This is a genomic window from Streptomyces durocortorensis (assembly GCF_031760065.1).
In the GTDB taxonomy this organism is placed as follows: Bacteria; Actinomycetota; Actinomycetes; order Streptomycetales; family Streptomycetaceae; genus Streptomyces.
Genome location: NZ_CP134500.1, coordinates 6332497 through 6353983 on the forward strand (window position 1 = coordinate 6332497; position 21487 = coordinate 6353983).

19 protein-coding genes are annotated in these 21487 nt (G+C 71.1%); 12 read left to right on the forward strand and 7 right to left on the reverse strand.

The annotated features are described in order from the left end of the window. The first annotated feature begins 145 nt into the window (after positions 1–145). Positions 146–1660: an MFS transporter gene (locus RI138_RS27945; RefSeq protein ID WP_311122109.1), complete on the forward strand. Its 1515-nt coding sequence runs from the start codon at positions 146–148 to the stop codon at positions 1658–1660. Further along, positions 1657–2676 (forward strand): glutathione S-transferase family protein, encoded by a 1020-nt coding sequence (locus RI138_RS27950; RefSeq protein ID WP_311122110.1) that lies wholly within the window; start codon positions 1657–1659, stop codon positions 2674–2676. The genes RI138_RS27945 and RI138_RS27950 overlap by 4 nt, the downstream gene beginning before the upstream one ends. 135 nt (positions 2677–2811) lie before the next feature. Here the strand turns inward: RI138_RS27950 and RI138_RS27955 are convergent, their stop codons facing one another. Further along, on the reverse strand, positions 2812–3690 hold the full coding sequence (locus RI138_RS27955) for a DMT family transporter (RefSeq protein ID WP_311122111.1): 879 nt from the start codon (positions 3688–3690) through the stop codon (positions 2812–2814). A gap of 121 nt (positions 3691–3811) precedes the next feature. Between RI138_RS27955 and RI138_RS27960 the strand changes: the two genes are divergently transcribed. After that, entirely contained in the window at positions 3812–4981 is a 1170-nt protein-coding gene (locus RI138_RS27960) for a winged helix DNA-binding domain-containing protein (RefSeq protein ID WP_311122112.1), read from the forward strand. Positions 4982–5091: 110 nt separating this feature from the next. Here RI138_RS27960 and RI138_RS27965 read toward each other — a convergent pair whose 3' ends face one another. After that, positions 5092–5934 carry a response regulator transcription factor gene (locus RI138_RS27965; protein WP_096625465.1) on the reverse strand — a complete coding sequence of 281 codons (843 nt, stop codon included), beginning with the start codon at positions 5932–5934 and terminating at the stop codon, positions 5092–5094. A gap of 131 nt (positions 5935–6065) precedes the next feature. Between RI138_RS27965 and RI138_RS27970 the strand changes: the two genes are divergently transcribed. Together RI138_RS27970 and RI138_RS27975 are read left to right on the forward strand one after the other, a co-directional pair. Then, positions 6066–7742 (forward strand): AMP-binding protein, encoded by a 1677-nt coding sequence (locus RI138_RS27970; RefSeq protein ID WP_311122113.1) that lies wholly within the window; start codon positions 6066–6068, stop codon positions 7740–7742. Then, a complete protein-coding gene (locus RI138_RS27975) occupies positions 7739–9364 on the forward strand; it encodes an AMP-binding protein (protein ID WP_311122114.1) in 1626 nt (541 codons plus the stop codon). The genes RI138_RS27970 and RI138_RS27975 overlap by 4 nt, the downstream gene beginning before the upstream one ends. Positions 9365–9379: 15 nt before the next feature. On the opposite strand, the gene RI138_RS27980 is transcribed toward RI138_RS27975, so the two are convergent. Together RI138_RS27980 and RI138_RS27985 are read right to left on the reverse strand one after the other, a co-directional pair. Next, the gene (locus tag RI138_RS27980) at positions 9380–9955 is read right to left on the reverse strand and encodes a GNAT family N-acetyltransferase (RefSeq protein ID WP_096625532.1); all 576 of its coding nucleotides are present in this window, start codon (positions 9953–9955) and stop codon (positions 9380–9382) included. Positions 9956–10048: 93 nt separating this feature from the next. After that, positions 10049–10759: a hypothetical protein gene (locus tag RI138_RS27985; RefSeq protein ID WP_311122115.1), complete on the reverse strand. Its 711-nt coding sequence runs from the start codon at positions 10757–10759 to the stop codon at positions 10049–10051. Positions 10760–11019: 260 nt separating this feature from the next. Here RI138_RS27985 and gcl point away from each other — a divergent pair, with 260 nt between their 5' ends. After that, on the forward strand, positions 11020–12804 hold the full coding sequence (gcl, locus tag RI138_RS27990) for a glyoxylate carboligase (RefSeq protein WP_096625459.1): 1785 nt from the start codon (positions 11020–11022) through the stop codon (positions 12802–12804). 620 nt (positions 12805–13424) lie between these two features. Here the strand turns inward: gcl and RI138_RS27995 are convergent. The 3 genes from RI138_RS27995 to RI138_RS28005 form a co-directional block, all read right to left on the reverse strand. Continuing rightward, positions 13425–14882, reverse strand: a complete 1458-nt coding sequence (locus RI138_RS27995) for a catalase (RefSeq protein ID WP_311122116.1) — start codon at positions 14880–14882, stop codon at positions 13425–13427. Positions 14883–15125: 243 nt separating this feature from the next. Beyond that, positions 15126–16019, reverse strand: a complete 894-nt coding sequence (locus RI138_RS28000) for a 2-hydroxy-3-oxopropionate reductase (RefSeq protein ID WP_096625455.1) — start codon at positions 16017–16019, stop codon at positions 15126–15128. A gap of 80 nt (positions 16020–16099) precedes the next feature. Next, positions 16100–16939, reverse strand: a complete 840-nt coding sequence (locus RI138_RS28005; RefSeq protein ID WP_096625453.1) for a TIM barrel protein — start codon at positions 16937–16939, stop codon at positions 16100–16102. 301 nt (positions 16940–17240) lie between these two features. Here RI138_RS28005 and RI138_RS28010 point away from each other — a divergent pair, with 301 nt between their 5' ends. The 6 genes from RI138_RS28010 to RI138_RS28035 all read left to right on the forward strand — a co-directional run bounded on the left by RI138_RS28010 (position 17241) and on the right by RI138_RS28035 (position 21455). Beyond that, positions 17241–17492, forward strand: a complete 252-nt coding sequence (locus tag RI138_RS28010; protein WP_311122117.1) for a hypothetical protein — start codon at positions 17241–17243, stop codon at positions 17490–17492. Between the two features lie 137 nt (positions 17493–17629). After that, complete coding sequence (locus RI138_RS28015; protein ID WP_311123038.1) at positions 17630–17950, forward strand: helix-turn-helix domain-containing protein; 321 nt, start codon at positions 17630–17632, stop codon at positions 17948–17950. Between the two features lie 155 nt (positions 17951–18105). Next, positions 18106–18642: a 2-oxo-4-hydroxy-4-carboxy-5-ureidoimidazoline decarboxylase gene (gene uraD, locus RI138_RS28020; protein WP_311122118.1), complete on the forward strand. Its 537-nt coding sequence runs from the start codon at positions 18106–18108 to the stop codon at positions 18640–18642. Positions 18643–18662: 20 nt separating this feature from the next. Beyond that, positions 18663–19052, forward strand: coding sequence for a hydroxyisourate hydrolase (gene uraH, locus RI138_RS28025; protein WP_018514694.1), 390 nt, complete (start codon positions 18663–18665; stop codon positions 19050–19052). 7 nt (positions 19053–19059) lie between these two features. Then, positions 19060–19983, forward strand: coding sequence for a factor-independent urate hydroxylase (pucL, locus tag RI138_RS28030; RefSeq protein WP_006128585.1), 924 nt, complete (start codon positions 19060–19062; stop codon positions 19981–19983). A 68-nt stretch (positions 19984–20051) separates the two neighbouring features. After that, positions 20052–21455 (forward strand): nucleobase:cation symporter-2 family protein, encoded by a 1404-nt coding sequence (locus RI138_RS28035; RefSeq protein ID WP_311122119.1) that lies wholly within the window; start codon positions 20052–20054, stop codon positions 21453–21455. Positions 21456–21487: the final 32 nt, after the last annotated feature.

Here is a 21487-nt window from a genome sequence, read left to right on the forward strand (position 1 = left end):
GGAGGGGGGTGGGAGGCGCCATGTCGGCAGAACTGAAAGTAAAGCTTCCTTCCAATTGACGTCAACAGTGTTGGGAAACTTTCCTGTCTATTAACGCGCGTGGCGGAGGGGGCCGTTGGGGGGCGCGGCACCTAAGGTGCGAACCATGGCACGGAGCGCGGCGCATCCCGGGCCGACCGGGCGCGGCGCCGACTCCGGCGGCCACGACGCCGACGGCCCCGACCCCCGGCGCTGGCAGGCGCTCGCGGTCTGCCTGGTCGCGGGCTTCATGACGCTGCTGGACGTCTCCATCGTCAACGTGGCGCTTCCTTCCATCCGGGAAAGCCTGAACACCTCCGAGTCCGCCCTCCAGTGGGTGCTCTCCGGGTACGCCCTCGCCTTCGGCCTCTTCCTCATCCCCGCCGGACGCCTCGGCGACGCGCGCGGCCGCCGGGCGGTCTTCATGGCGGGCCTCGCCCTGTTCACCCTGGCGTCCGTCGCCTGCGGAGCCGCCCAGTCCAGCCTGTGGCTGGTGATCGCCCGGCTGGTGCAGGGCATCGCGGGCGGGCTGATCTCCCCTCAGATCTCCGCCCTGATCCAACAGATGTTCTCCGGGCGAGAGCGCGGCCGCGCGTTCGGCATGTTCGGCACCGTCGTCGGGATCTCCACCGCCGTGGGCCCGCTGCTGGGCGGCCTGCTCATCCAGCTGGCGGGCCCAGAGCACGGCTGGCGATGGGTGTTCTACGTCAACCTCCCGCTCGGCGTCCTCTGCCTGCTGCTCGCCAGGCGCCTCCTCCCGGACACGCCCTCGGCGCGGCGGGTGCGGCCGCGCGACCTGGACCCGGTCGGCGTGGTGCTTCTCGGGGCCGGGGTGCTGGCCCTGCTGCTCCCGTTCGTCCAGGCCCAGCAGTGGTCCGGCAACGGCAAGTGGCTCCTGCTCGTCCTGGCCGCTGTCCTGCTCGCCGCGTTCGTCGCCTGGGAGTCGCGGTGCGGGGGCCGCCGGACCACGCCGGTGCTGGACCTGTCGCTGTTCCGGCTGCGCTCCTACTGGCTGGGGTGCCTGCTGATCCTGCTCTACTTCGCCGGGTTCACCTCGATCTTCTTCGTCACGACCCTCTACCTCCAGTCCGGTCTGGGCTACTCCGCTCTCCTGGCCGGTCTCGCCATCACCCCCTTCGCCCTGGGCTCCGGCGTCGCCGCGGCCGTCGGCGGCCGGCTCGTCGGGCGCTTCGGCCGCCCCCTCGTGGTGGCGGGCCTCGCCATGGTCGCGCTCGGCCTCGCGGGCACCGCCCTCGCCGTCCACCGGGTCCCCGGCAGCGGAGCGGGCTGGGCCATGGCCGCCCCGCTGCTGCTCGCCGGACTCGGCAGCGGACTGGTCATCGCCCCGAACCAGACCCTGACCCTGGCCGAGGTGCCGGTCCACCACGCCGGAAGCGCCGGGGGCACCCTCCAGACCGGCCAGCGGGTCGGCTCCGCGATCGGGATCGCCGCCGTCGGCGCGGTGTTCTTCGCCCAGGTCGGCCCGGACGGCTGGGCCGACGCGTACGACCACGGGCTCATCGTCTCGGTCGCCTTCGTGCTCGCCGCACTGATCGTGGCCCTGGCCGAGGTGGGGGCGGACCGGCGGGACAGACGAAGCACAGCACGCACACCCACCGACGCATCGAGGAGCGCGGCATGAGCGACACGGCAGCGGACAGTGCGGGAACAGGCCGCGCAGACAGCGACGGCAACGCCTCCTACGGCCACAAGCCGTTCAAGCGGTCCCGGAGCCACTTCGCGGACCGGATCACCGCCGACGGCCGCGACGGCTGGCCCGTCCAGGCAGGCCGCTACCGGCTCGTCGTCAGCCGGGCCTGCCCCTGGGCGAGCCGCGCCCTGGTCTCCCGGCGGCTCCTCGGCCTGGAGGACGCCCTCTCCCTCGCCGTCGCCGACCCCATTCAGGACGACCGCAGCTGGCGCTTCACCCTGGACCCGGGCGGCAAGGACCCGGTCCTCGGCATCCGCCATCTCAGCGAGGCGTACGACGCCCGGGAGCGCGACCACCCCGGCGGCGTCAGCGTGCCCGCCATCGTCGACGTACCGAGCGGGAAGCTGGTCACCAACGACTACCAGCAGCTCACCCTCGACCTCGCCACCGAGTGGACCGCCCTGCACCGCCCCGGCGCCCCCGACCTCTACCCCGAGCCGCTGCGCGCGGAGATCGACGAGGTCATGGAAGGCATCTACCGGGACATCAACAACGGCGTCTACAAGGCCGGGTTCGCCAGCGGCCAGCAGGAGTACGAAGAGGTGTACGAGGCCCTCTTCGCCCGCCTCGACCAGGTTTCCGCCCGGCTCGCGGACCGCCGCTACCTCGTCGGCGACACCATCACCGAGGCCGACATCCGGCTCTTCACCACCCTGGTCCGCTTCGACGCCGTCTACCACGGGCACTTCAAGTGCAACCGGAACAAGCTGGCCGAGGAACCCGTCCTGTGGGCGTACGTCCGCGACCTCTACCAGACCCCCGGGTTCGGCGACACGGTGGACTTCGACCACATCAAGCGCCACTACTACGAGGTCCACACCGGCATCAACCCCACCGGCATCGTCCCCCTCGGCCCCGACCTCTCCGGCTGGACCACCCCGCACCACCGCGAAGAGCTCGGCGGCCGCCCCTTCGGAGACGGCACTCCCCCGGCAGCGGCCTCCTGAGCCTCGGCGGCGACAAGAGGTCGTCCGGCCGCACAGGAACCGGACGGCCACGCAGGACGCGCATACGAACCGGCACGGACGGCCCCGCCGGGAGACACGTCTGCGCCGGCCAGTACGACCACGCCCCGGGGACGCCTACCGCGTTCGGGGGGCCGGGGGCGGCGGTGCCAGCGTGCCCCTGGCCAGCGGGGTACGGGCCAGACGCACGCAGCCGGTGGCGATGAGGGCCAGCGCGACCAGCTCGGGCAGCAGCCACCAGCCGGTCCGCAGCTCCTCGTCGAACAGCGTCACCCCGTACAGGATGCTGATCAGCGCGTCCCCCAGCGTCAGCATCGGCTGAACGGCCACCAGACTGCCCGCCTGAAGCGCGTTCTGCAGCAGGAAGAGGGCGCCCACCCCGGCCGCCGCCGTGGCGTACAGCTGCCAGGACGACAGCAGCGCGAGGGCCCCGCCGTCGTCCAGGTGCGCCATCGCGTCCTTCATCAGCGCCGCCGTCAGCGCATAGCCGCAGGCGGCGGCCAGCCCCAGCAGCGCTGCCCGGGGGTTGCCGCGCGTCCTGAGCGCGGCGACGATCAGCCCCGCCTCGAACAGCCCGGTCAGCAGCAGCGCCGGAATCCAGTCGGCGCCCCCGACCGTGTCGCTGCCCTCGACCGGCGCGGCCGACACCATGCCGAGCGCCAGGCCCACCGTGACCGCCGCGACCCCGTACCAGACGGTCCGGTCCGCCCGCACCCGCATCACCAGCCCGGCGATCAGCAGGGTCAGGGGCAGCTCGATCACGAAGATCGGCTGGACCACCGCGATCGGCCCGGTGGCCAGCGCGACCGCCTGGCAGACCGCCGCCACGATCACCAGTCCGATCCCGGCCAGCCACACCTTCTGCCGCACCAGACGACCGATCAGCGAGAGCCGCATCGCCTCGCTGTCGGGCACCTCCATCGCCGCCCGGCGCTGGAGCACCGAGGCGGAACCATTGCTGAGGGCGGTCAGGACGGCGAACAGAACACTGATCACCCGGCCCATCATGGAGTCGGCCGTCCCGGGGCGCACGGCGCACGGGTCCGGTGGGCGTAACGGCCACCGGGCCCCGCCTTGCGGACCGTAGGTGTCCGCAAGGCCCGGTAGCGTGCGGACCATGGCCGCGAAGACGCCCCGCACCCCCGCTCCCCGCACCCCCGCACACCGAACTCCCGCTCACCCCGTCGTCCTCTCCGACCGGGCGCTGAACCGGGCGACCCTGGACCGGCAGCTCCTGCTGCGCCGGTCCGCCATGCCCGCGAAGGACGCGGTCGCCCATCTCGTCGGACTCCAGGCCCAGAACACCAAGCCGCCGTACTTCCAGCTGTACGCCCGGCTCGCGGACTTCGACCCCGAGGAGCTGTCCGCCCTGATGGAGTCCCGTGAGGTGGTCCGGATCGTCAGCCTGCGCTCCACCCTCCACACCCATACGGCCGACGACGCGCTGACCCTGCGCCCCCTCGTGCAGCCGGCGCGTGAGCGGGAGTTGAAGAACTTCCGGCGCGGCCTGGACGGGGTGGACCTGGACCGGCTCGCGGCGGTGACCGTGGAGCTGGTCGAGGAGCGTCCGCGCCCGGTCAAGGAGTTGCGCGAGGAGCTGCTCACGCGCTGGCCGGACGCGGACCCCCTCGCGCTCACCGCGGCCGCCCGTTGTCTGCTGCCGCTGGTCCAGGTCACCCCGCGCGGGCTGTGGGGGCGCGGCGGACAGGTCGCCCTGACCACCCTGGAGCACTGGCTCGGCAGGCCCGCCGGACCCGCGCCCGCGCCGGACGCCACCGTCCTGCGCTACCTGGCGGCGTTCGGACCCGCCTCGGTGAAGGACTTCCAGGCCTGGGCGGGGCTGACCCGGACGAAGGAGGTCTTCGAGCGGCTGCGGCCCCGGCTGCTCACCTTCCGGGACGAGCGGGGCGTCGAGCTGTTCGACCTCCCCGACGCCCCGCGCCCGGACCCGGACACCCCGGCCCCGCCGCGCTTCCTGCCCGAGTTCGACAACGTCCTCCTGGGCCACGCCGACCGCACCAGGGTCGTCCCGCAGGCCAACAAGGGCCGCAACTGGGTGGGCAACCAGTCGTTCGGGACCGTCCTGATCGACGGCTTCTTCGAGGCGGTCTGGCGCGTCGAACCCACCGGCGGCACCGCGACCCTCACCGTCCAGCCGCTCCGGAGGCCGTCCCGCGCCGAGCGTGCGGAGATCACGGAGGAGGCGGCACGGATGCTGGCGGTGATGACGGACGCGACGGCGTACGACGTCCGCTTCGGCACATTCCTGGACTTCGGCGACGGCTGAGGGCCCACGGACCGCACGTCGTCACGGATCGCGGGCCGAGTCGGCAGCCGACGCAGACCGCACGTCGTCACGGATCGCGGGCCGATTCAGCAGCCTACGCAGACCGCACGTCAGGGCAGCAGCCCCGCCCGCCGTGCAGCCACTACCGCCTCCAGCCGCGTCTGCGCCCCCAACTTCCGCATGGCGGACCGCAGATAACCCTTCACCGTCTCGGGGCGCAGCCCCAGCCGTTCGGCGGCCGCCGCGTTCGTCGCCCCCGCCGCCACACACGCCACCACGTCCACCTCGCGTGGAGCCAGCCGCACTTCGCGGGAGGCCGGAACCCGCGCTCCCGACGCCGTGGCCAGCCGCCCGCAGACCTCCAGCAGCTCCTCGCGCAGATCCGGGTCGACGATCCTCGGGGCCAGGGCGCGCAGTTCGCGGTGGGCCTCGCGCACGTCCTCCCAGGCCCCCGGCGCCCGGTCCGGATCGGTCACCCGCTCCCGGGAGGCGGCCAGCAGCTGCCGTGCCTCGTCCCGTACGACGAGCGCCTGCTCCACATCGCGGGCCGCAGCCACCGCCGCGTCGAACGTCCGGTCCCCGAGTGCCACCGGGGTGCGCAGCGCCCCGTACAGCACGCCCCGCACCCTTCTCCGTACGACGACGGGCACCGCGACCACCGAGCGCAGCCCCTCCGCCGCCACCGCCGTGTCGTACTCGTGGCTGATGTGGCGCGAGGAGGGATAGTCCGTCACCGCGCAGGGGCGGGACAGCGCGATGGCCTTGCCGCCCAGACCGCTCCCGGCGGAGACGACCAGGCCTCGCAGCGCACTGGTCTGCGCCCCGTTCAGCTCGGCGATCCGCGCGTGGCGGGCGTCGGACAGCAGGCCGCCGAACACCACGGGAAGCCCGCTCGTGCGGCGCAGCCTGAGCAGCGCCGCCTGCATCTCGACCGCATCGACCGGTTCCGGCACTCCGACGCCCCTCCGCCCGGCCCGTGCCCCTCCCGGGCCGGGGAGGGACCCCCCCGTTCGGGGGTGGTGAGACCTGGGTCACTTTTTACATGATGTTAGGCGACCGGTCGGGTCCGCAACGAGGAGGGCACATGTCGGCGACGAACGCGACGGAGACGTTCCGGGCCGCCCGGGACTTCCTGCTGGAGCACCGCGAGGACTACGAAACGGCGTACGCGGGCTTCCGCTGGCCCCAGACCGACCGCTTCAACTGGGCGCTGGACTGGTTCGACGTCATCGCTGAGAACAACGACCGCACCGCCCTGCACATCGTCGAGGAGGACGGCCGGCGTACCGAGGTGTCCTTCGCGGCGATGTCCGAGCGCTCCGACCGGACCGCCAACTGGCTGACGGAACAAGGGGTCCGGGAGGGCGACCGCATCCTCGTGATGCTCGGCAACCAGGTCGAGCTGTGGGAGAGCGCGCTCGCCGCGATGAAGCTGCGCGCCGTCGTCATCCCCGCCACCCCGCTGCTCGGCCCCGCCGATCTGCGCGACCGGGTGCAGCGCGGCCGGGTCCGCCATGTGCTCGTACGGGACGCGGACACCGCGAAGTTCGACCAAGTGCCGGGGGAGTACACCCGGATCGCGGTGGGTGAGGAGGTTCCGGGCTGGCTGCCGTACGGGGAAGCGGCGAAGGCGCCCGCGGGCTTCACGCCCGATCGCGGGACGGACGCCGACGAGCCGCTGATGCTCTACTTCACCTCCGGCACGACCGCCCGCCCAAAGCTCGTCGAGCACACCCATGTGTCCTACCCCGTAGGCCACTTGTCGACGATGTACTGGATCGGCCTCCGCCCCGGGGACGTCCACCTGAACATCTCGTCGCCCGGCTGGGCCAAGCACGCCTGGTCGAACCTCTTCGCCCCGTGGACCGCCGAGGCCACCGTCTTCATCGTCAACTACACCCGCTTCGACGCCTCCCGTCTGATGGCCGAGATGGACCGCGCGGGCGTCACCAGCTTCTGTGCTCCGCCGACCGTCTGGCGGATGCTCATCCAGGCCGACCTGTCCCGGCTGGACGTCCCGCCGCGCGAGGCCGTCGCGGCGGGGGAGCCGCTGAACCCCGAGGTGATCGAGACGGTCCGGCGGGAGTGGGGGGTCACCATCCGGGACGGCTTCGGTCAGACGGAGACCGCCGTCCAGGTCGCCAACACCCCCGGCCAGCACCTCAAGACCGGTTCCATGGGCCGCCCCAGCCCCGGCTTCACCGTGGAGCTGCTCGACCCGGTGACGGGACGGCCCGGGGCGGCGGAGGGGGAGATCGCCCTCGACCTGGCCGACCGGCCCGTCGGCCTGATGACCGGCTACCACGGCGACCCGGACCGCACGGCCGAGACGATGGCGGGCGGCTACTACCGCACGGGCGACATCGGCGCCCGCGACGACGACGGCTACATCACGTACGTGGGCCGCGCCGACGACGTCTTCAAGGCCTCCGACTACAAGATCTCGCCGTTCGAGCTGGAGAGCGCCCTCCTGGAGCACGAGGCGGTCGCCGAGGCCGCGGTCGTCCCCGCCCCCGACCCGCTCCGGCTGGCCGTACCGAAGGCGTACGTCGTGCTGGCGGAGGGCTGGGAGCCCGGCCCGGACGCCGCGAAGGCGCTCTTCGAGCACTCCCGGGCGGTCCTCGCCCCGTACAAACGCATCCGCAGGCTGGAGTTCGCTGAGCTGCCCAAGACCGTCTCGGGCAAGATCCGCCGCATCGAACTCCGCGAACGCACCGCCGCCGGTGACGGCACCGAGTTCGACGAGGGGGACTTCAAGTGAGCGAGCTGACGCGCGGGAGCCGCCTGTCCTACGCGCACGGCACCGGCACCACCGCCCTGCTCGGTGACACCGTCGGCCGCGACCTGGACCGGACGATCGCCGCCCACGGCGACCGCGAGGCCCTGGTGGACGTGGTCTCCGGCCGCCGCTGGACGTACACGGAATTCGGCGCGGACGTCGACGAGCTGGCCCGTGCCCTGATGGCGTCCGGCGTGGAGAAGGGCGACCGGGTCGGCATCTGGGCGGTCAACTGCCCCGAGTGGGTGCTCGTCCAGTACGCCACCGCCCGCATCGGGGCCGTCATGGTCACCATCAACCCGGCCTACCGCGCCCACGAGCTGGCGTTCGTCCTGAAGCAGGCGGGCATCTCCCTGCTGGTCGCCTCCCTCGCGCACCGCACCAGCGACTACCGAGCCCTGGTCGACGAGGTCCGCGCCGACTGCCCGTCCCTGCGAGCCGTCCACTACATCGGCGACCCGTCCTGGTCCGAGCTGACCGCCGCCGCCCCCGCCGTCACCCGGGAGCAACTGGCCGCCCGCGAGGCCGCCCTGTCCTGCGACGACCCGATCAACATCCAGTACACCTCGGGCACCACCGGCTTCCCCAAGGGTGCCACGCTCTCCCACCACAACATCCTCAACAACGGCTACTTCGTCGGGGAGACGGTCGCGTACACCGAGGCCGACCGGGTCTGTCTGCCGGTGCCCTTCTACCACTGCTTCGGCATGGTCATGGGCAATCTCGGCATCACCTCGCACGGCGCGTGCATCGTGATCCCAGGCCCGTCCTTCGAACCGGCCGCCGTGCTCGCCGCCGTCCAGCAGGAGCGCTGCACCTCGCTGTACGGCGTCCCCACCATGTTCATCGCCGAACTGAACCTGCCGGACTTCGCCGCGTACGACCTCTCCTCGCTGCGCACCGGCATCATGGCCGGTTCCCCCTGCCCGGTCGAGGTGATGAAGCGGGTCGTCGCGGAGATGCACATGGCCGAGGTGTCCATCTGCTACGGGATGACGGAGACGTCCCCCGTCTCCACCCAGACCCGCCGCGACGACGACCTGGAACGCCGTACGGGCACGGTCGGCCGGGCGCTGCCGCACATCGAGGTCAAGATCGTGGACCCGGCCACCGGGATCACCCTGCCGCGCGGCTCCGCCGGCGAGCTGTGCACCCGGGGCTACAGCGTGATGCTCGGCTACTGGGACCAGCCCGACCGCACCGCCGAGGTGATCGACGCGGGCCGCTGGATGCACACCGGGGACCTCGCGGTCATGCGCGACGACGGCTACGTCCAGGTCGTCGGGCGGATCAAGGACATGATCATCCGGGGCGGCGAGAACGTCTACCCCCGGGAGATCGAGGAGTTCCTGCACGGTCACCCGAAGATCTCCGACGTCCAGGTGGTCGGCGTGCCGGACGAGCACTACGGGGAGGAGATCCTGGCCTGCGTGATTCCCCGCGACCCGGCCGACCCGCCGACCCTGGAGGAGCTCACCGCGCACTGCCGGGAACGGCTCGCCCACTACAAGATCCCGCGCAGGCTGCGGATTCTGGAGGCCTTCCCGATGACGGTGAGCGGCAAGGTCCGCAAGATCGAGCTGCGCGAGTCGTACGCGGACTGAGCCCCGGCGCTCAGCTCATGCGCCGCCGCCGACCGCCATGGTGGGCGAGGCCTCCGGGGGCCGGGCGGCCGGCACCAGATCGCGTCGCATGCAGACCCGGGGCCAGCGGTCCAGGCCGTGCTGGGCCTCCTCGGTGCGGATGGCCCGCAGCCCGTCGGTGAGTTCGTCCTCGGTCAGGACCCGGAAGCCGATCCGGGTGTAGTAGGGGGCGTTCCACGGCACGTCGGTGAAGGTGGTCAGGGTGAGCGCCTTCATCCCGCGTCCCACCGCGAGGGCGGCGAGCCGGTCGATGAGGGCGCGGCCGATGCCACGGCGGGCGGCGGCCGGGTCGACCGAGACCTGTTCGATGTGCAGGGCGCCGTCGACGGGGTCGGCGAGCACATAGCCGAGCGGCCGGTCGCCGGTGGCGGAGAGGGGGTCGGTGGCCACCCAGCAGCGGCCTGCGAGCCGGTAGTTCTCCAGCAGGTCGAGCGGGGGCGGGTCGTCGTCGGCCACGAAGGCCATGCCCAGGGTGCGGAACGGTTCCCCTGCGGCGCGCTCGATGTCCTGGAGAAGCGGGAGATCGGAGCGTCTGGCGGAGCGGATACGCATGCACTCAGTGTGCCGCGCCGGACGGCGGACCGGTACGCCGTGGCCGGATTCGCCCTCCGGGAGAACCTCGGGGGGCGGAGCCCGGACCGCCGCTCAGGCTCCGGTGCTGACCAGCTCGTGCGCCGGACTGTTGACCGGTTGCGGGGTCCCCGTGAGGTCGATGACGAAGAGCGGGAGTCCGACGCCGTCCGCACGGGCCCGGGCGTCGGCCGCGTACCCCGCGAGGGAGAAGAACACCCCGGTCACGGAAGCGCCCAGGGCGTTGAGCCAGAGGCACTCGACCGCGCGCAGCGTGGCCGGGCGGGTGCTGGAGTCCACCTGGGCGATCAGCCCGTCGGCCCGCAGGTCGATCCCGGAGGCGGGGCCCGCCCCGGGACGGCCCACGTCGCGGTAGCCCAGCCAGGTCAGATAGAGCCCGGCCGCGCTCACCGCGTCGTGGCCCGTACGGATCGTCATCGGCCGGAACGTCGGGCGCGGGTGCGCGGCGGTGCGGGGCAGCGGGATATGGGCGGGGGAGACCGGTGAGTCCGGGGCCGGGGCGGCGGCCACCGGGCGCACCGGAATCCGCAGCACGGTCCCGCACGGGCAGCACAGCTCCGGCTGGGGCCACTGGTCCTCCCGGCCGCAGGACGTGCAGCGGACGGTGACCCACGCGTCGTTCCAGCTGCGGTGGGTGACCTGGACCGCCGGTGCGCCGGGCAGCAGCGGCGGGGTGGTGGGCGCCCCGCACGGGCACGGGTAGGCCGGTGTGCTGTAGGCGTGGTCCCGGCTGCAGACCGGGCACCGTACCGGCACGGACTCCACGATCGTCTCCCTCCGGCACGGCTGCGCGGCCGACTGCGCTCCGTGCCTCCCTCGTCACGCCATCGTCCATCAGGGGCGAGGCTCTGGGGAGGGGATTGGCGCACTCCGTACGGGCGAGCGGCGCTGTACGCCCTTGACGGCGATCGCCCCAGGTTCTAGATTGCTTCCATATCGCAGAACTAAGTTTCCGTAATACGGAATTGGTGCTCTCAGGTGGCGCGACAGAGCCCGACTCCACCAATCCCGAGCAGGAGCACTCAATGCCTCGTATGACCGCTGCCCGAGCGGCAGTTGAGATCCTCAAGCGTGAAGGCGTCAGCAACGCGTTCGGTGTGCCGGGTGCGGCGATCAACCCCTTCTACGCGGCCCTCAAGGCCTCCGGCGGGGTGCAGCACACGCTGGCCCGGCACGTCGAGGGCGCCTCCCACATGGCGGAGGGCTACACCCGGGCCAAGGCTGGCAACATCGGCGTCTGCATCGGTACGTCGGGCCCGGCGGGCACCGACATGATCACCGGTCTGTACTCCGCCATCGCCGACTCCATCCCGATCCTGTGCATCACCGGCCAGGCCCCGACGGCCGTCCTGCACAAGGAGGACTTCCAGGCCGTCGACATCGCCTCGATCGCCAAGCCGGTCACCAAGGCGGCCACCACCGTCCTGGAGGCCGCGCAGGTCCCCGGCGTCTTCCAGCAGGCCTTCCACCTGATGCGCACCGGCCGTCCCGGACCGGTCCTCATCGACCTGCCGATCGACGTCCAGCTCACCGAGATCGAGTTCGACCCCGAGCTCTACGAGCCCCTCCCGGTGCACAAGCCGGCCGCGTCCCGCAAGCAGGTCGAGCGGGCCGTCGAGCTGCTGAACGCCTCGGAGCGCCCGGTGCTCGTCGCGGGCGGCGGCATCATCAACGCCGACGCCTCCGAGCTCCTGGTCGAGTTCGCCGAGCTGACCGGCGTCCCCGTCATCCCGACCCTGATGGGCTGGGGCATCCTGCCCGACGACCACGAGCTGAACGCCGGCATGGTGGGCCTCCAGACCTCGCACCGCTACGGCAACGCGAACTTCCTGGAGTCCGACTTCGTCCTCGGCATCGGCAACCGCTGGGCCAACCGCCACACCGGCAAGCTGGACGTCTACACCCAGGGCCGCACCTTCGTCCACGTCGACATCGAGCCCACCCAGATCGGCAAGATCTTCGCCCCCGACCTCGGTATCGCCTCCGACGCCAAGGCCGCGCTGGAGCTCTTCGTCGAGGTGGCGCGCGAGCTGAAGGCCGCGGGCAGGCTGAAGGACCGCTCGGCCTGGGCCGCCTCCACGCAGGAGCGCAAGGCGACCCTCCAGCGCCGCACCCACTTCGACAACGTGCCGCTCAAGCCGCAGCGCGTGTACGAGGAGATGAACCGGGCGTTCGGCCCCGAGACCCGTTACGTCACCACCATCGGCCTCTCCCAGATCGCCGGCGCGCAGATGCTCCACGTCTACAAGCCGCGCCACTGGATCAACTGCGGCCAGGCGGGCCCCCTCGGCTGGACGATCCCGGCCGCCCTGGGCGTCGCCACCGCGGACCCGGAGGGCACGGTCGTCGCCCTCTCCGGCGACTACGACTTCCAGTTCATGCTGGAGGAGCTGGCCGTCGGCGCGCAGCACCGCATCCCGTACGTCCACGTCCTGGTGAACAACTCCTACCTGGGGCTCATCCGCCAGGCCCAGCGCAACTTCGACATCGACTTCCAGGTCAACCTGGAGTTCGAGAACCTCAACTCCCCGGAGCTGGGCGTCTACGGCGTCGACCACGTCAAGGTCGTCGAGGGCCTCGGCTGCAAGGCGATCCGGGTCACCGAGCCGGACCAGCTGCTGCCCGCCTTCGAGGAGGCGAAGAAGCTGGCCGCGGAGTTCCGGGTGCCGGTGGTCGTCGAGGCGATCCTGGAGCGCGTCACGAACATCGCGATGAGCGGCAGTGACATCGCGTCGGTCAACGAGTTCGAGGACATCGCGACGGACCCGTCCCACGCGCCCACCGCGATTCGCCCCCTGACGGTCTCCTGACGCACCCGTCACCCGACGAGAGGGCCCCCGCCCCGGAGCGAGTCTCCGAGGCGGGGGCCCTCCGCCGTGCCCGGCCTCCGCCCTTGCGGGGTGCGCCACTCCGGCCCGTCCGGCGTGTGCCACTCCGGCGGCCTGTCCGGCGTTCGAGGACGGGACCCTTGGCATGGTGGGCGCCGCTTCCCGCGTGAGGAACGTGGTGGACACCCCTGCCCGTGGGATACGGGACCACCCACTCCAGGGGCCGTCCTCGAACGTCGGACAGGCTGAGATGGTGCGGGTCCACCGACGCGACGGTTCCGTCCTTCAAACGCCGGACGGGCTCGATTGCCGGGCCCGGGCCTGGATCGTGCCCGCGCACGCGAAAGGGCGCGGAGTACGGGACCGTATCCGTACTCCGCGCCCTCGTTCAGGGAGCGACAGAGGTGTCGCCGGGTGACAGGGACCGCGGCGGCGGCGATCGCCCCGGGGAGGCGTCTCCTTCAGGTCAGGAGACGGCCCCCGGGCCTTCACCACCGCACTGGCATCGCACAGCCGCCGCGGCCTCGTCGTCCTGCCCGTGCCGCGCGGCACCCCTCATCCGGGTGCGCGGTACGGGCAGGGTCCATGGGCCCAGGTGCGGGCTAGTCCTCGCGCAGGGCGCGGACGGCCTCCTCCACGCGCTTGCCGTAGTCGGCGTCGGCGGCGTGGAAGTGGGCGAGGTTCTTCTCGATCACGTCGTCGCGGGTGACCTGAGAGAGGCCTCCGGCGATGTTCGCGACCAGGCGGCCCTTCTCGTCCTCGGACATGAGCCGGTAGAGCTCGCCCGCCTGGAAGAAGTCGTCGTCCTTGGCGTGGGCGGCCGTCTCGTACGTGCCCGTCCAGCCGTGGATCGCGAGCGGGGCGGCGAGCGCCGCGTCGGTCTGCGCCGGACCGGAGTACGAGTTGGGCTCGTAGTTCTTGTCGTGGCGCGAGCCGTTGCGGGTCGCGTGCAGCCCGTCGCGGCCGTAGTTGTCGGCCTGCGTCGCCTTGGGGGCGTTCACCGGCAGCTGGGTGTGGTTGACGCCCAGGCGGTACCGGTGCGCGTCCGCGTAGGCGAACAGCCGGCCCTGGAGCATCTTGTCCGGGGACGGGCCGATGCCGGGCACGAAGTTGTTCGGGGAGAACGCGGCCTGCTCGACCTCCGCGAACACGTTGTCCGGGTTGCGGTCCAGGACCAGGCGGCCGACCCGCTGGAGCGGGTAGTCGCTGTGCGGCCACACCTTGGTGAGATCGAACGGGTTGAACCGGTAGTCCGCGGCCTCGGCGGCGGGCATCACCTGGACGTACAGCGTCCAGGACGGGTTCACGCCCCGCTCGATGGCCTGGAGCAGGTCCGTCTGGTGCGAGTTGGCGTCCTTGCCGACGAGCTCGGCGGCCTGCTCGCCGGAGAGGGACCGCACACCCTGGTTCGTCTTGAAGTGGTACTTGACGAAGAAGGCCTCGCCCTCGGCGTTCGTCCACTGGTAGGTGTGCGAGCCGTAGCCGTTCATGTGACGGTACGAGGCGGGGATGCCGCGGTCGCCCATCAGCCAGGTGACCTGGTGCGTCGCCTCGGGGGCGTGCGCCCAGAAGTCCCAGACGTTGTCCGGCTCCTGCTTGCCCGTGAACGGGTCGCGCTTCTGCGAGTGGATGAAGTCGGGGAACTTGATCGGGTCCTTGATGAAGAACACCGGGGTGTTGTTGCCGACCAGGTCGTAATTGCCCTCGTCCGTGTAGAACTTGAGGGCGAAGCCGCGCGGGTCGCGGACCGCGTCCGCGCCGCCGAGCGAGTCGGCGACGGTGGAGAAGCGGAGGAACGTCTCGGTGCGTTTGCCCACCGAGGAGAGGAAGTCGGCGCGGGTGAAGCCGGTGACGTCGTCGGTGACCTCGAAGTAGCCGTACGCACCGGAGCCGCGGGCGTGGACCACGCGCTCCGGGATGCGCTCACGGTTGAAGCGGGCGAGCTTCTCCAGGAGGTGCTGGTCCTGGAGGAGGATCGGTCCACCGACACCGGCGGTGGCGGAGTTCTGGTTGTCGGCGACCGGGGCGCCTGACTCGGTCGTGAGCACACGCTTAGCCATGTGGCGGGATGACCTTTCGTACGAGCTGCTGACGGCTTGAGGAGCGTAGATTCGCCGCGAAGCAACGTCAACAGTTTGTTGAAATCGAAGTTTGTGGTTCCGGGCCGCGGCAGCGCCTGGGCGCGACAGGACAGGTGTCAGCGCCACCGCGGCCCGGAGATGTGGGGGCCCGTCGTGCGGGCCGTGGCCCCGGGGGCGGACCGGCGATCGTGGCCGGTCGCCCTTTCACGGGGCCGGGGGCGTTCAGACCTGGGAGCCGGACAGCCGCTCGACCGAGCGCAGCAGCGCCGAGTGGTCCAGGCCGCCGTCGCCCTGGGCGCGCAGCGAGGCGACCAGCTGGGCGACCACCGCGCCGACGGGCAGGGCCGCGCCGACGTTGCGGGCGGCGTCGGTCACGATGCCCATGTCCTTGTGGTGCAGGTCGATCCGGAAGCCGGGGGCGAAGTCCCGCTTCAGGAAGTTGTCCTTCTTGCGGGTCAGCACGGTCGAACCGGCCAGACCGCCGTTGAGGACGTCCAGCGCGGCGGCGAGGTCCACGCCGGACTTCTCCAGGAAGACCACGGCCTCGGCGCACGCCTGGATGTTGACGGCGACGATCAGCTGGTTGGCGGCCTTCACCGTCTGGCCGGAGCCGTGCGGGCCGCAGAGCACGATCGTCTTGCCGAGCGCCTCCAGGAGGGGCTTCGCGGTGTCGAAGTCCGCCTGCTCACCGCCGACCATGATGGACAGGACCGCCTCGATGGCACCGGCCTCGCCGCCGGAGACCGGCGCGTCCAGGACCCGGATGCCCTTGTCGGCCGCGTTCTTGGCGAGGTCCACCGAGGTCTGCGGGGTGATGGAGGACATGTCCACCAGCAGTGCGCCGCGCTTGGCGTTCTCCAGGATGCCGTCGGGGCCGTACGCGATGGCCTCGACCTGCGGGGAAGCGGGCACCATCGTGATGACGACGTCGGCGTCCCTGACCGCGTCCGCGATCGAGGCGGCGCCGGTGCCGCCGGCCGCGACCAGCCGGTCGATCTTGTCCTGCTCCAGGGTGTATCCGGTGACGGAGTAACCGGCCTTGATCAGGTTCTCCGACATGGGGGAGCCCATGATGCCGAGACCGATCCACGCAACCTTGGGGAGGTTGTTGCTCATGAGGGTGCCTTCCTGAAAAACGTGTGTACGTAAGGGGGGTTGGGCTCACCTGCCGGTGGACCCGGCCCGCCCGCGGCCGGTCAGCGGGCCGCTCGGGCCGACGCCGGGAGCCAGTCGAAGGAGTCGGCGCTCGGGCGGTCGCCCGGCTTGTACTCCAGGCCGACCCAGCCCGTGTAGCCGGCGTCCTTCAGCTCGTCGAGCAGCTGCTCCAGCGGGAGCGAGCCGGTGCCCGGCGCGCCGCGGCCCGGGTTGTCGGCGATCTGGACGTGACCGGTCTTCGCGGCGTACGCCTTGATGACCTGGCTCAGGTCCTCGCCGTTCATCGAGAGGTGGTAGAGGTCCAGCAGGAACTTCGCGTTCCCGAGGCCCGTCGCCGCGTTGACCTTGTCGACGACCTCGATCGCGGCCGGTGCGCTGACCAGCGGATAGAGCGGCGACTCCGGCTTGTTGAGGGTCTCGACGAGGAGGATCGCCCCGATGCGGTCGGCCGCGCGGGCCGCCAGCACCAGGTTCTCCAGGGCGAGCGCGTCCTGCACCACCGGGTCCGCGCCCTCGACGCGGTTGCCGTACAGCGCGTTGAGCGCCTTGCAGCCGACCGAGGCGGCGAAGTCGGCCGCCACCTCGATGTTGGCCCGGAAGCGGTCCGACTCCGCGCCGGGCACGGAGAGCGCGCCGCGGTCGGGGCCGGGCAGCTGTCCGGCGTAGAAGTTCAGCCCCACCAGCTGGGTGCCGGCGTCGTCGAGCGCCTTCTTGAGGGCGTCGAGCTCCGCCTGCGGCGGGGTGGGGGTCTCGATCCAGGGCCACCACAGCTCGACCGCCGTGAAGCCCGCCGCGGCGGCTGCCGCGGGACGCTCCAGGAGCGGGAGTTCCGTGAAGAGGATCGAAAGGTTCACATCGAAGCGCTGGTCCGGGTATCCCATGAGGATTTCGGCGCTCCTTCCGTATTGCGGAAGTTAGTTTCTGCTTAACGGAAGATTGCCCGGAGGGTGGCGGGGCTGTCAAGGGGGTGCCGCGAAATTCGCCCCGGTCGACGGCGTGCGGAACCGGCCGCCGGGGCGCCTTCCGCCGCGGGTCCGTTGCGCCTGCCCGGTCTCCGGGCGCTGTGCGACGGGTGCGGCCGGACGCACCTCGCGCACACCGGGGGCGGGTCCGCTCCAGCGGCTACAGTCGTGGCCGAGCCGCGCGAGCCCGCACCCGCGGCGAGGACATCAGGGAGGCACAGTGCGCTTGAGGGTGGAATTCACCACCGAGCCCTTCGATCTCGACGAGGCGCCCGCCCACGCGGTGGTGGCCCGCGAGGTCATCCAGGGAGCCGAGCTCGACGCGGTGGACGTCGGCCCGTTCGGGAACACGGCGGAAGGGGGCGCGGACGAGGTGCTCACCGCCGTGGACTCCCTGCTGCGCCAGGCCCTGGCCTCGGGCGCCACCCGGGTCTCGCTCCAGGTCAACGTGATCGGGGAGGGCACCCCGTGACCGAATCCGCCGATCAGTCCCGGGGGGCGGTCGATCATCCCCATGGGTCAGCCCGTCGCTCCTCGGAAGCAGCCGGTCGCTCGTCGGGGCCGGCCGATCACCCTCTGGTCTCCGCGGTCAAGCCGCTCGTCGACGCGATGGGCGCGGAGCTGCTGGGCCCCGAGCAGGCCCAGCCGGACGACGTGGTGCTCGCCTGGGAGGGCCGGGACGTCATAGCCGTGCGCCTGCCCCAGCTGTCCGACTCGCTGGACCACATCCTCGCCGCCATGGCGAGGCGGCACGGGATGCCGCTCGCCGACCTGGACCGCAAGGCCAAGCAATCCGTCGTCCGGACCCTGGAGGCACGCGGTGCCTTCTCCGTACGGCATGGCGTCGAAACCGTGGCCGGAGCCCTGGGGGTCTCCAGGTTCACCGTGTACAACTACCTCAACCGGGAACTTTCACCCAAGGGTGAGTAGTTGGCCGAACGCCCAGGAAAGCCGCTGTCCGCATGTCGGGACGGCGGCTTTCTTCGTTCGCGAGATTTCAACAAAGTGTTGACGTCGTGTTGTGGAGGGCGTTAGCTATCCGCAGCCCGAACAACGCACAGCGAAAAACAGCCACGGAGGCTCCCGTGACTTCGAGCTCCACACCGGGCCTCACCCGGTTCAACACCCTGGCGGTCGGCGAGGCCACTCCCGTACTGCACGAGGTGTGTGCCAGTGGGACCTGGGGAAACACCATTCTCGCCGGGCGTCCGTACGCCACCGTGGAAGCCCTCCTCTCCGCGAGCGACGCCGCCATGGCCGAGCTCACCGCGGAGGATCTGGCCGAAGCGATGGCAGGCCACCCGCCGATCGGCCGCCCGAAGCCCGGCGACCCGACCTCCTCCCGCGAGCAGCGGGGCATGGCCGGCGCCTCCGAGGAGCTCAAGACCGAGATGCTCGAACTGAACCTGGCCTACCAGGAGCGGTTCGGACATGTCTTCCTGATCTGCGCCACCGGCGCCACCGGTGAGCAGATGCGCGACGCGGTGAAGTCCCGGATCGGGAACTCACCCGAGCAGGAGCAGGAGATCGTGCGCACCGAACTGGGCAAGATCAACCGCATCCGGCTGACCCGTCTCGTACAGGAGACCCTCGCAGAGGGCGCTCCCGCGCAGGACTCTTGAGATCTAGGAGAGTGACGGTCTTGAGTACCGACACGACCGCATCGGTGTCCACGCACATCCTGGACACCAGCATCGGCCGCCCCGCCGCGTCCGTCGCCGTATCGCTCGCCGCCCGCAGCGGAAGCGACGCGCCGTATGTGACGCTCGGCGCATCGGCGACGGACGCGGACGGGCGTTGCAAGGACCTGCCGGCGCTGCCGGAGGGCACCACCCACGTGCGTCTCGACTTCGACACCGAGACGTACTTTTCCAAGAAGCAAGCCGAGGCGCAGCAGGACGCCCCCCGCGTAAGGGACAGCGGCGCGTTCTTCCCGGAAGTGACGATCGCGTTCGCGGTCGTCCCGGGCGAGCACTATCACGTACCGCTGCTGCTCAACCCGTTCGGCTACTCCGTTTACCGAGGGAGCTAGCACCGACATGCCCACGATTCTCGGCCAGAACCAGTACGGCAAAGCAGAGAACCGCGTCGTCAAGATCACGCGGGACGGCGACACCCACCACATCAAGGACCTGAACGTCTCGGTCGCCCTCTCCGGCGACATGGACGACGTGCACTACTCCGGCTCCAACGCCAACGTCCTGCCGACCGACACCACCAAGAACACGGTGTTCGCGTTCGCCAAGGAGCACGGGATCGAGTCCGCCGAGCAGTTCGGCATCCACCTCGCCCGGCACTTCGTCTCCTCGCAGGAGCCGATCCACCGCGCCCGGATCCGGATAGAGGAGTACGCCTGGGAGCGCATCGCGACCTCCGACGGCAACTCCAGGTTCATCGGCGCCGACGACGTCAAGCACTCCTTCGCCCGCAAGGGCCAGGAGACCCGCGTGTCCCAGATCACCTACGACGGTGAGAACTGGGAGGTCATCTCGGGCCTCAAGGACCTGACGGTGATGAACTCGACCAACTCCGAGTTCTGGGGCTACGTCAAGGACAAGTACACGACGCTGAAGGAGGCGTACGACCGCATCCTGGCGACCGACGTCTCCGCGCGCTGGCGCTACAACTGGACCAGCGACGAGCAGCGCATGCCGAACTGGGAGAAGTCCTACGAGCAGGCGCGCAAGCACATGCTCCAGGCCTTCGCCGAGACGTACTCCCTCTCGCTCCAGCAGACCCTGTACCAGATGGGTTCGCGCATCATCAACAGCCGCAGCGAGATCGACGAGATCCGCTTCTCGCTGCCGAACAACCACCACTTCCTGGTGGACCTCGAACCGTTCGGCCTCAAGAACGACAATGAGGTCTACTTCGCGGCGGACCGTCCCTACGGTCTGATCGAGGCCACCGTGCTCCGGGACGGCGTCGAGCCGAAGATCCCGGTCGACATGACCAACCTCTGACGCGGCACTGAACCGGCCCCCGTCCGCCCGCAGTCGGGCGGGGGCCGGTCATCCCGGAGGGAACACCCATGGCACAGCCTGCATCGGGGCCGGCAGAAGGCCCAGCCAGAACCTCACCGGCCACCACTGCCGACACGGCGGTTCACCCGGTCGACGAGAAGCTTCCTCCCGCGCGGCTCGTCCCCGCCGCGCTCCAGCACATCGCCGCCATGTACGCGGGCGTCGTCACCCCTCCGCTGATCATCGGCCAGGCCGTCGGCCTGGACGCCGCCGGAATGACCCGGCTCATCGCGGCGAGCCTCCTGATCGCGGGACTCGCCACCATCCTCCAGACGATCGGCCTCGGCCGCTTCGCCGGGAACCGCCTGCCGTTCGTCAACGCCGCCTCCTCCGCCGGTATCGCCCCGATGCTCGCCATCGCCGAGACCAGCGCCCCCGGGCACCAACTGCCCGCGATCTACGGGGCGGTGCTCGTCGCCGGAGCGTTCTGCCTGCTGGTCGGACCGTTCTTCGGCAGGCTGCTGCGCTTCTTCCCGCCGCTCGTCACCGGTGTGGTCATCACCCTCATCGGCGTGACGCTCATGCCGGTCCCGGTCGCCTGGGCCCAGGGCGGCGACGCAACCGCCGCCGACTTCGGCGCCATGAAGTACCTGGCGCTGGCCGCCTTCACCCTCGTCGTCATCCTGCTGATCCAGCGCTTCGGGCGCGGCTTCCTCAAGCAGGTCGCCCTGCTGATGGGCATGTTCGTCGGCACGCTGGCCGCGATCCCGTTCGGACTCGCCGACTTCTCCGCGATGAAGTCCGCCCCGCTCGCCGCCCTGCCGACCCCCTTCGCCTTCGGCGCGCCCGAGTTCCAGCCCGCCGCGATCCTCTCCCTCTGCATCGTCATGCTCGTCCTGATGACGGAGTCCTCCGCAGGCATGCTGGCCCTCGGCGAGATCTGCGAGCGCCGCACCGACGGCCGTACGATCACCCGGGGTCTGCGCACCGACGGCATCGCGACCCTGATCGGCCCGGTCTTCGGCTCCTTCCCCACCAGCGCCTTCGCCCAGAACGTCGGCGTCGTCTCGCTGACCCGGGTACGCAGCCGGTACGTGGTCGCGGCGGCCGGTGGCGCGCTCCTGATCCTCGGCGCCTTCCCGGTCCTCGGCGCGGTCGTCTCGCTCGTCCCGATGCCGGTGCTCGGCGGCGCGGGCATCGTCCTGTTCGGCTCCATCGCCGTGAGCGGCATCCGTACGCTCTCCGAGGCCGGACTCGACGACAGCTCCAACATCATCCTGGTCGCCGTCGCGCTCGGCGCGGGCATCATCCCGCTCGCCGCGCCCACCTTCTACGCCGGTTTCCCGGCCTGGGCGCAGACCGTCCTGGGCTCCGGAATCAGTGCGGGAGCGCTGGTCGCCGTCGTGCTCAATCTGTTCTTCCACCATCTCGGCACCCACAGCCGCACCGCTGTGGCACTCAAATCCTCCTAGGGTCCTGCCGTGCCCACATCGCCACAGAAAGA

Coding starts and splice junctions, on each gene's coding strand:
- RI138_RS27945 (WP_311122109.1), top strand. CDS start 146: ATGGCACGGAGCGCGGCGCATCCCGGGCCGACCGGGCGCGGCGCCGAC.
- RI138_RS27950 (WP_311122110.1), top strand. CDS start 1,657: ATGAGCGACACGGCAGCGGACAGTGCGGGAACAGGCCGCGCAGACAGC.
- RI138_RS27960 (WP_311122112.1), top strand. CDS start 3,812: ATGGCCGCGAAGACGCCCCGCACCCCCGCTCCCCGCACCCCCGCACAC.
- RI138_RS27970 (WP_311122113.1), top strand. CDS start 6,066: ATGTCGGCGACGAACGCGACGGAGACGTTCCGGGCCGCCCGGGACTTC.
- RI138_RS27980 (WP_096625532.1), bottom strand. CDS start 9,955: ATGCGTATCCGCTCCGCCAGACGCTCCGATCTCCCGCTTCTCCAGGAC.
- gcl (WP_096625459.1), top strand. CDS start 11,020: ATGCCTCGTATGACCGCTGCCCGAGCGGCAGTTGAGATCCTCAAGCGT.
- RI138_RS27995 (WP_311122116.1), bottom strand. CDS start 14,882: ATGGCTAAGCGTGTGCTCACGACCGAGTCAGGCGCCCCGGTCGCCGAC.
- RI138_RS28000 (WP_096625455.1), bottom strand. CDS start 16,019: ATGAGCAACAACCTCCCCAAGGTTGCGTGGATCGGTCTCGGCATCATG.
- RI138_RS28005 (WP_096625453.1), bottom strand. CDS start 16,939: ATGGGATACCCGGACCAGCGCTTCGATGTGAACCTTTCGATCCTCTTC.
- RI138_RS28015 (WP_311123038.1), top strand. CDS start 17,630: ATGGGCGCGGAGCTGCTGGGCCCCGAGCAGGCCCAGCCGGACGACGTG.
- pucL (WP_006128585.1), top strand. CDS start 19,060: ATGCCCACGATTCTCGGCCAGAACCAGTACGGCAAAGCAGAGAACCGC.
- RI138_RS28035 (WP_311122119.1), top strand. CDS start 20,052: ATGGCACAGCCTGCATCGGGGCCGGCAGAAGGCCCAGCCAGAACCTCA.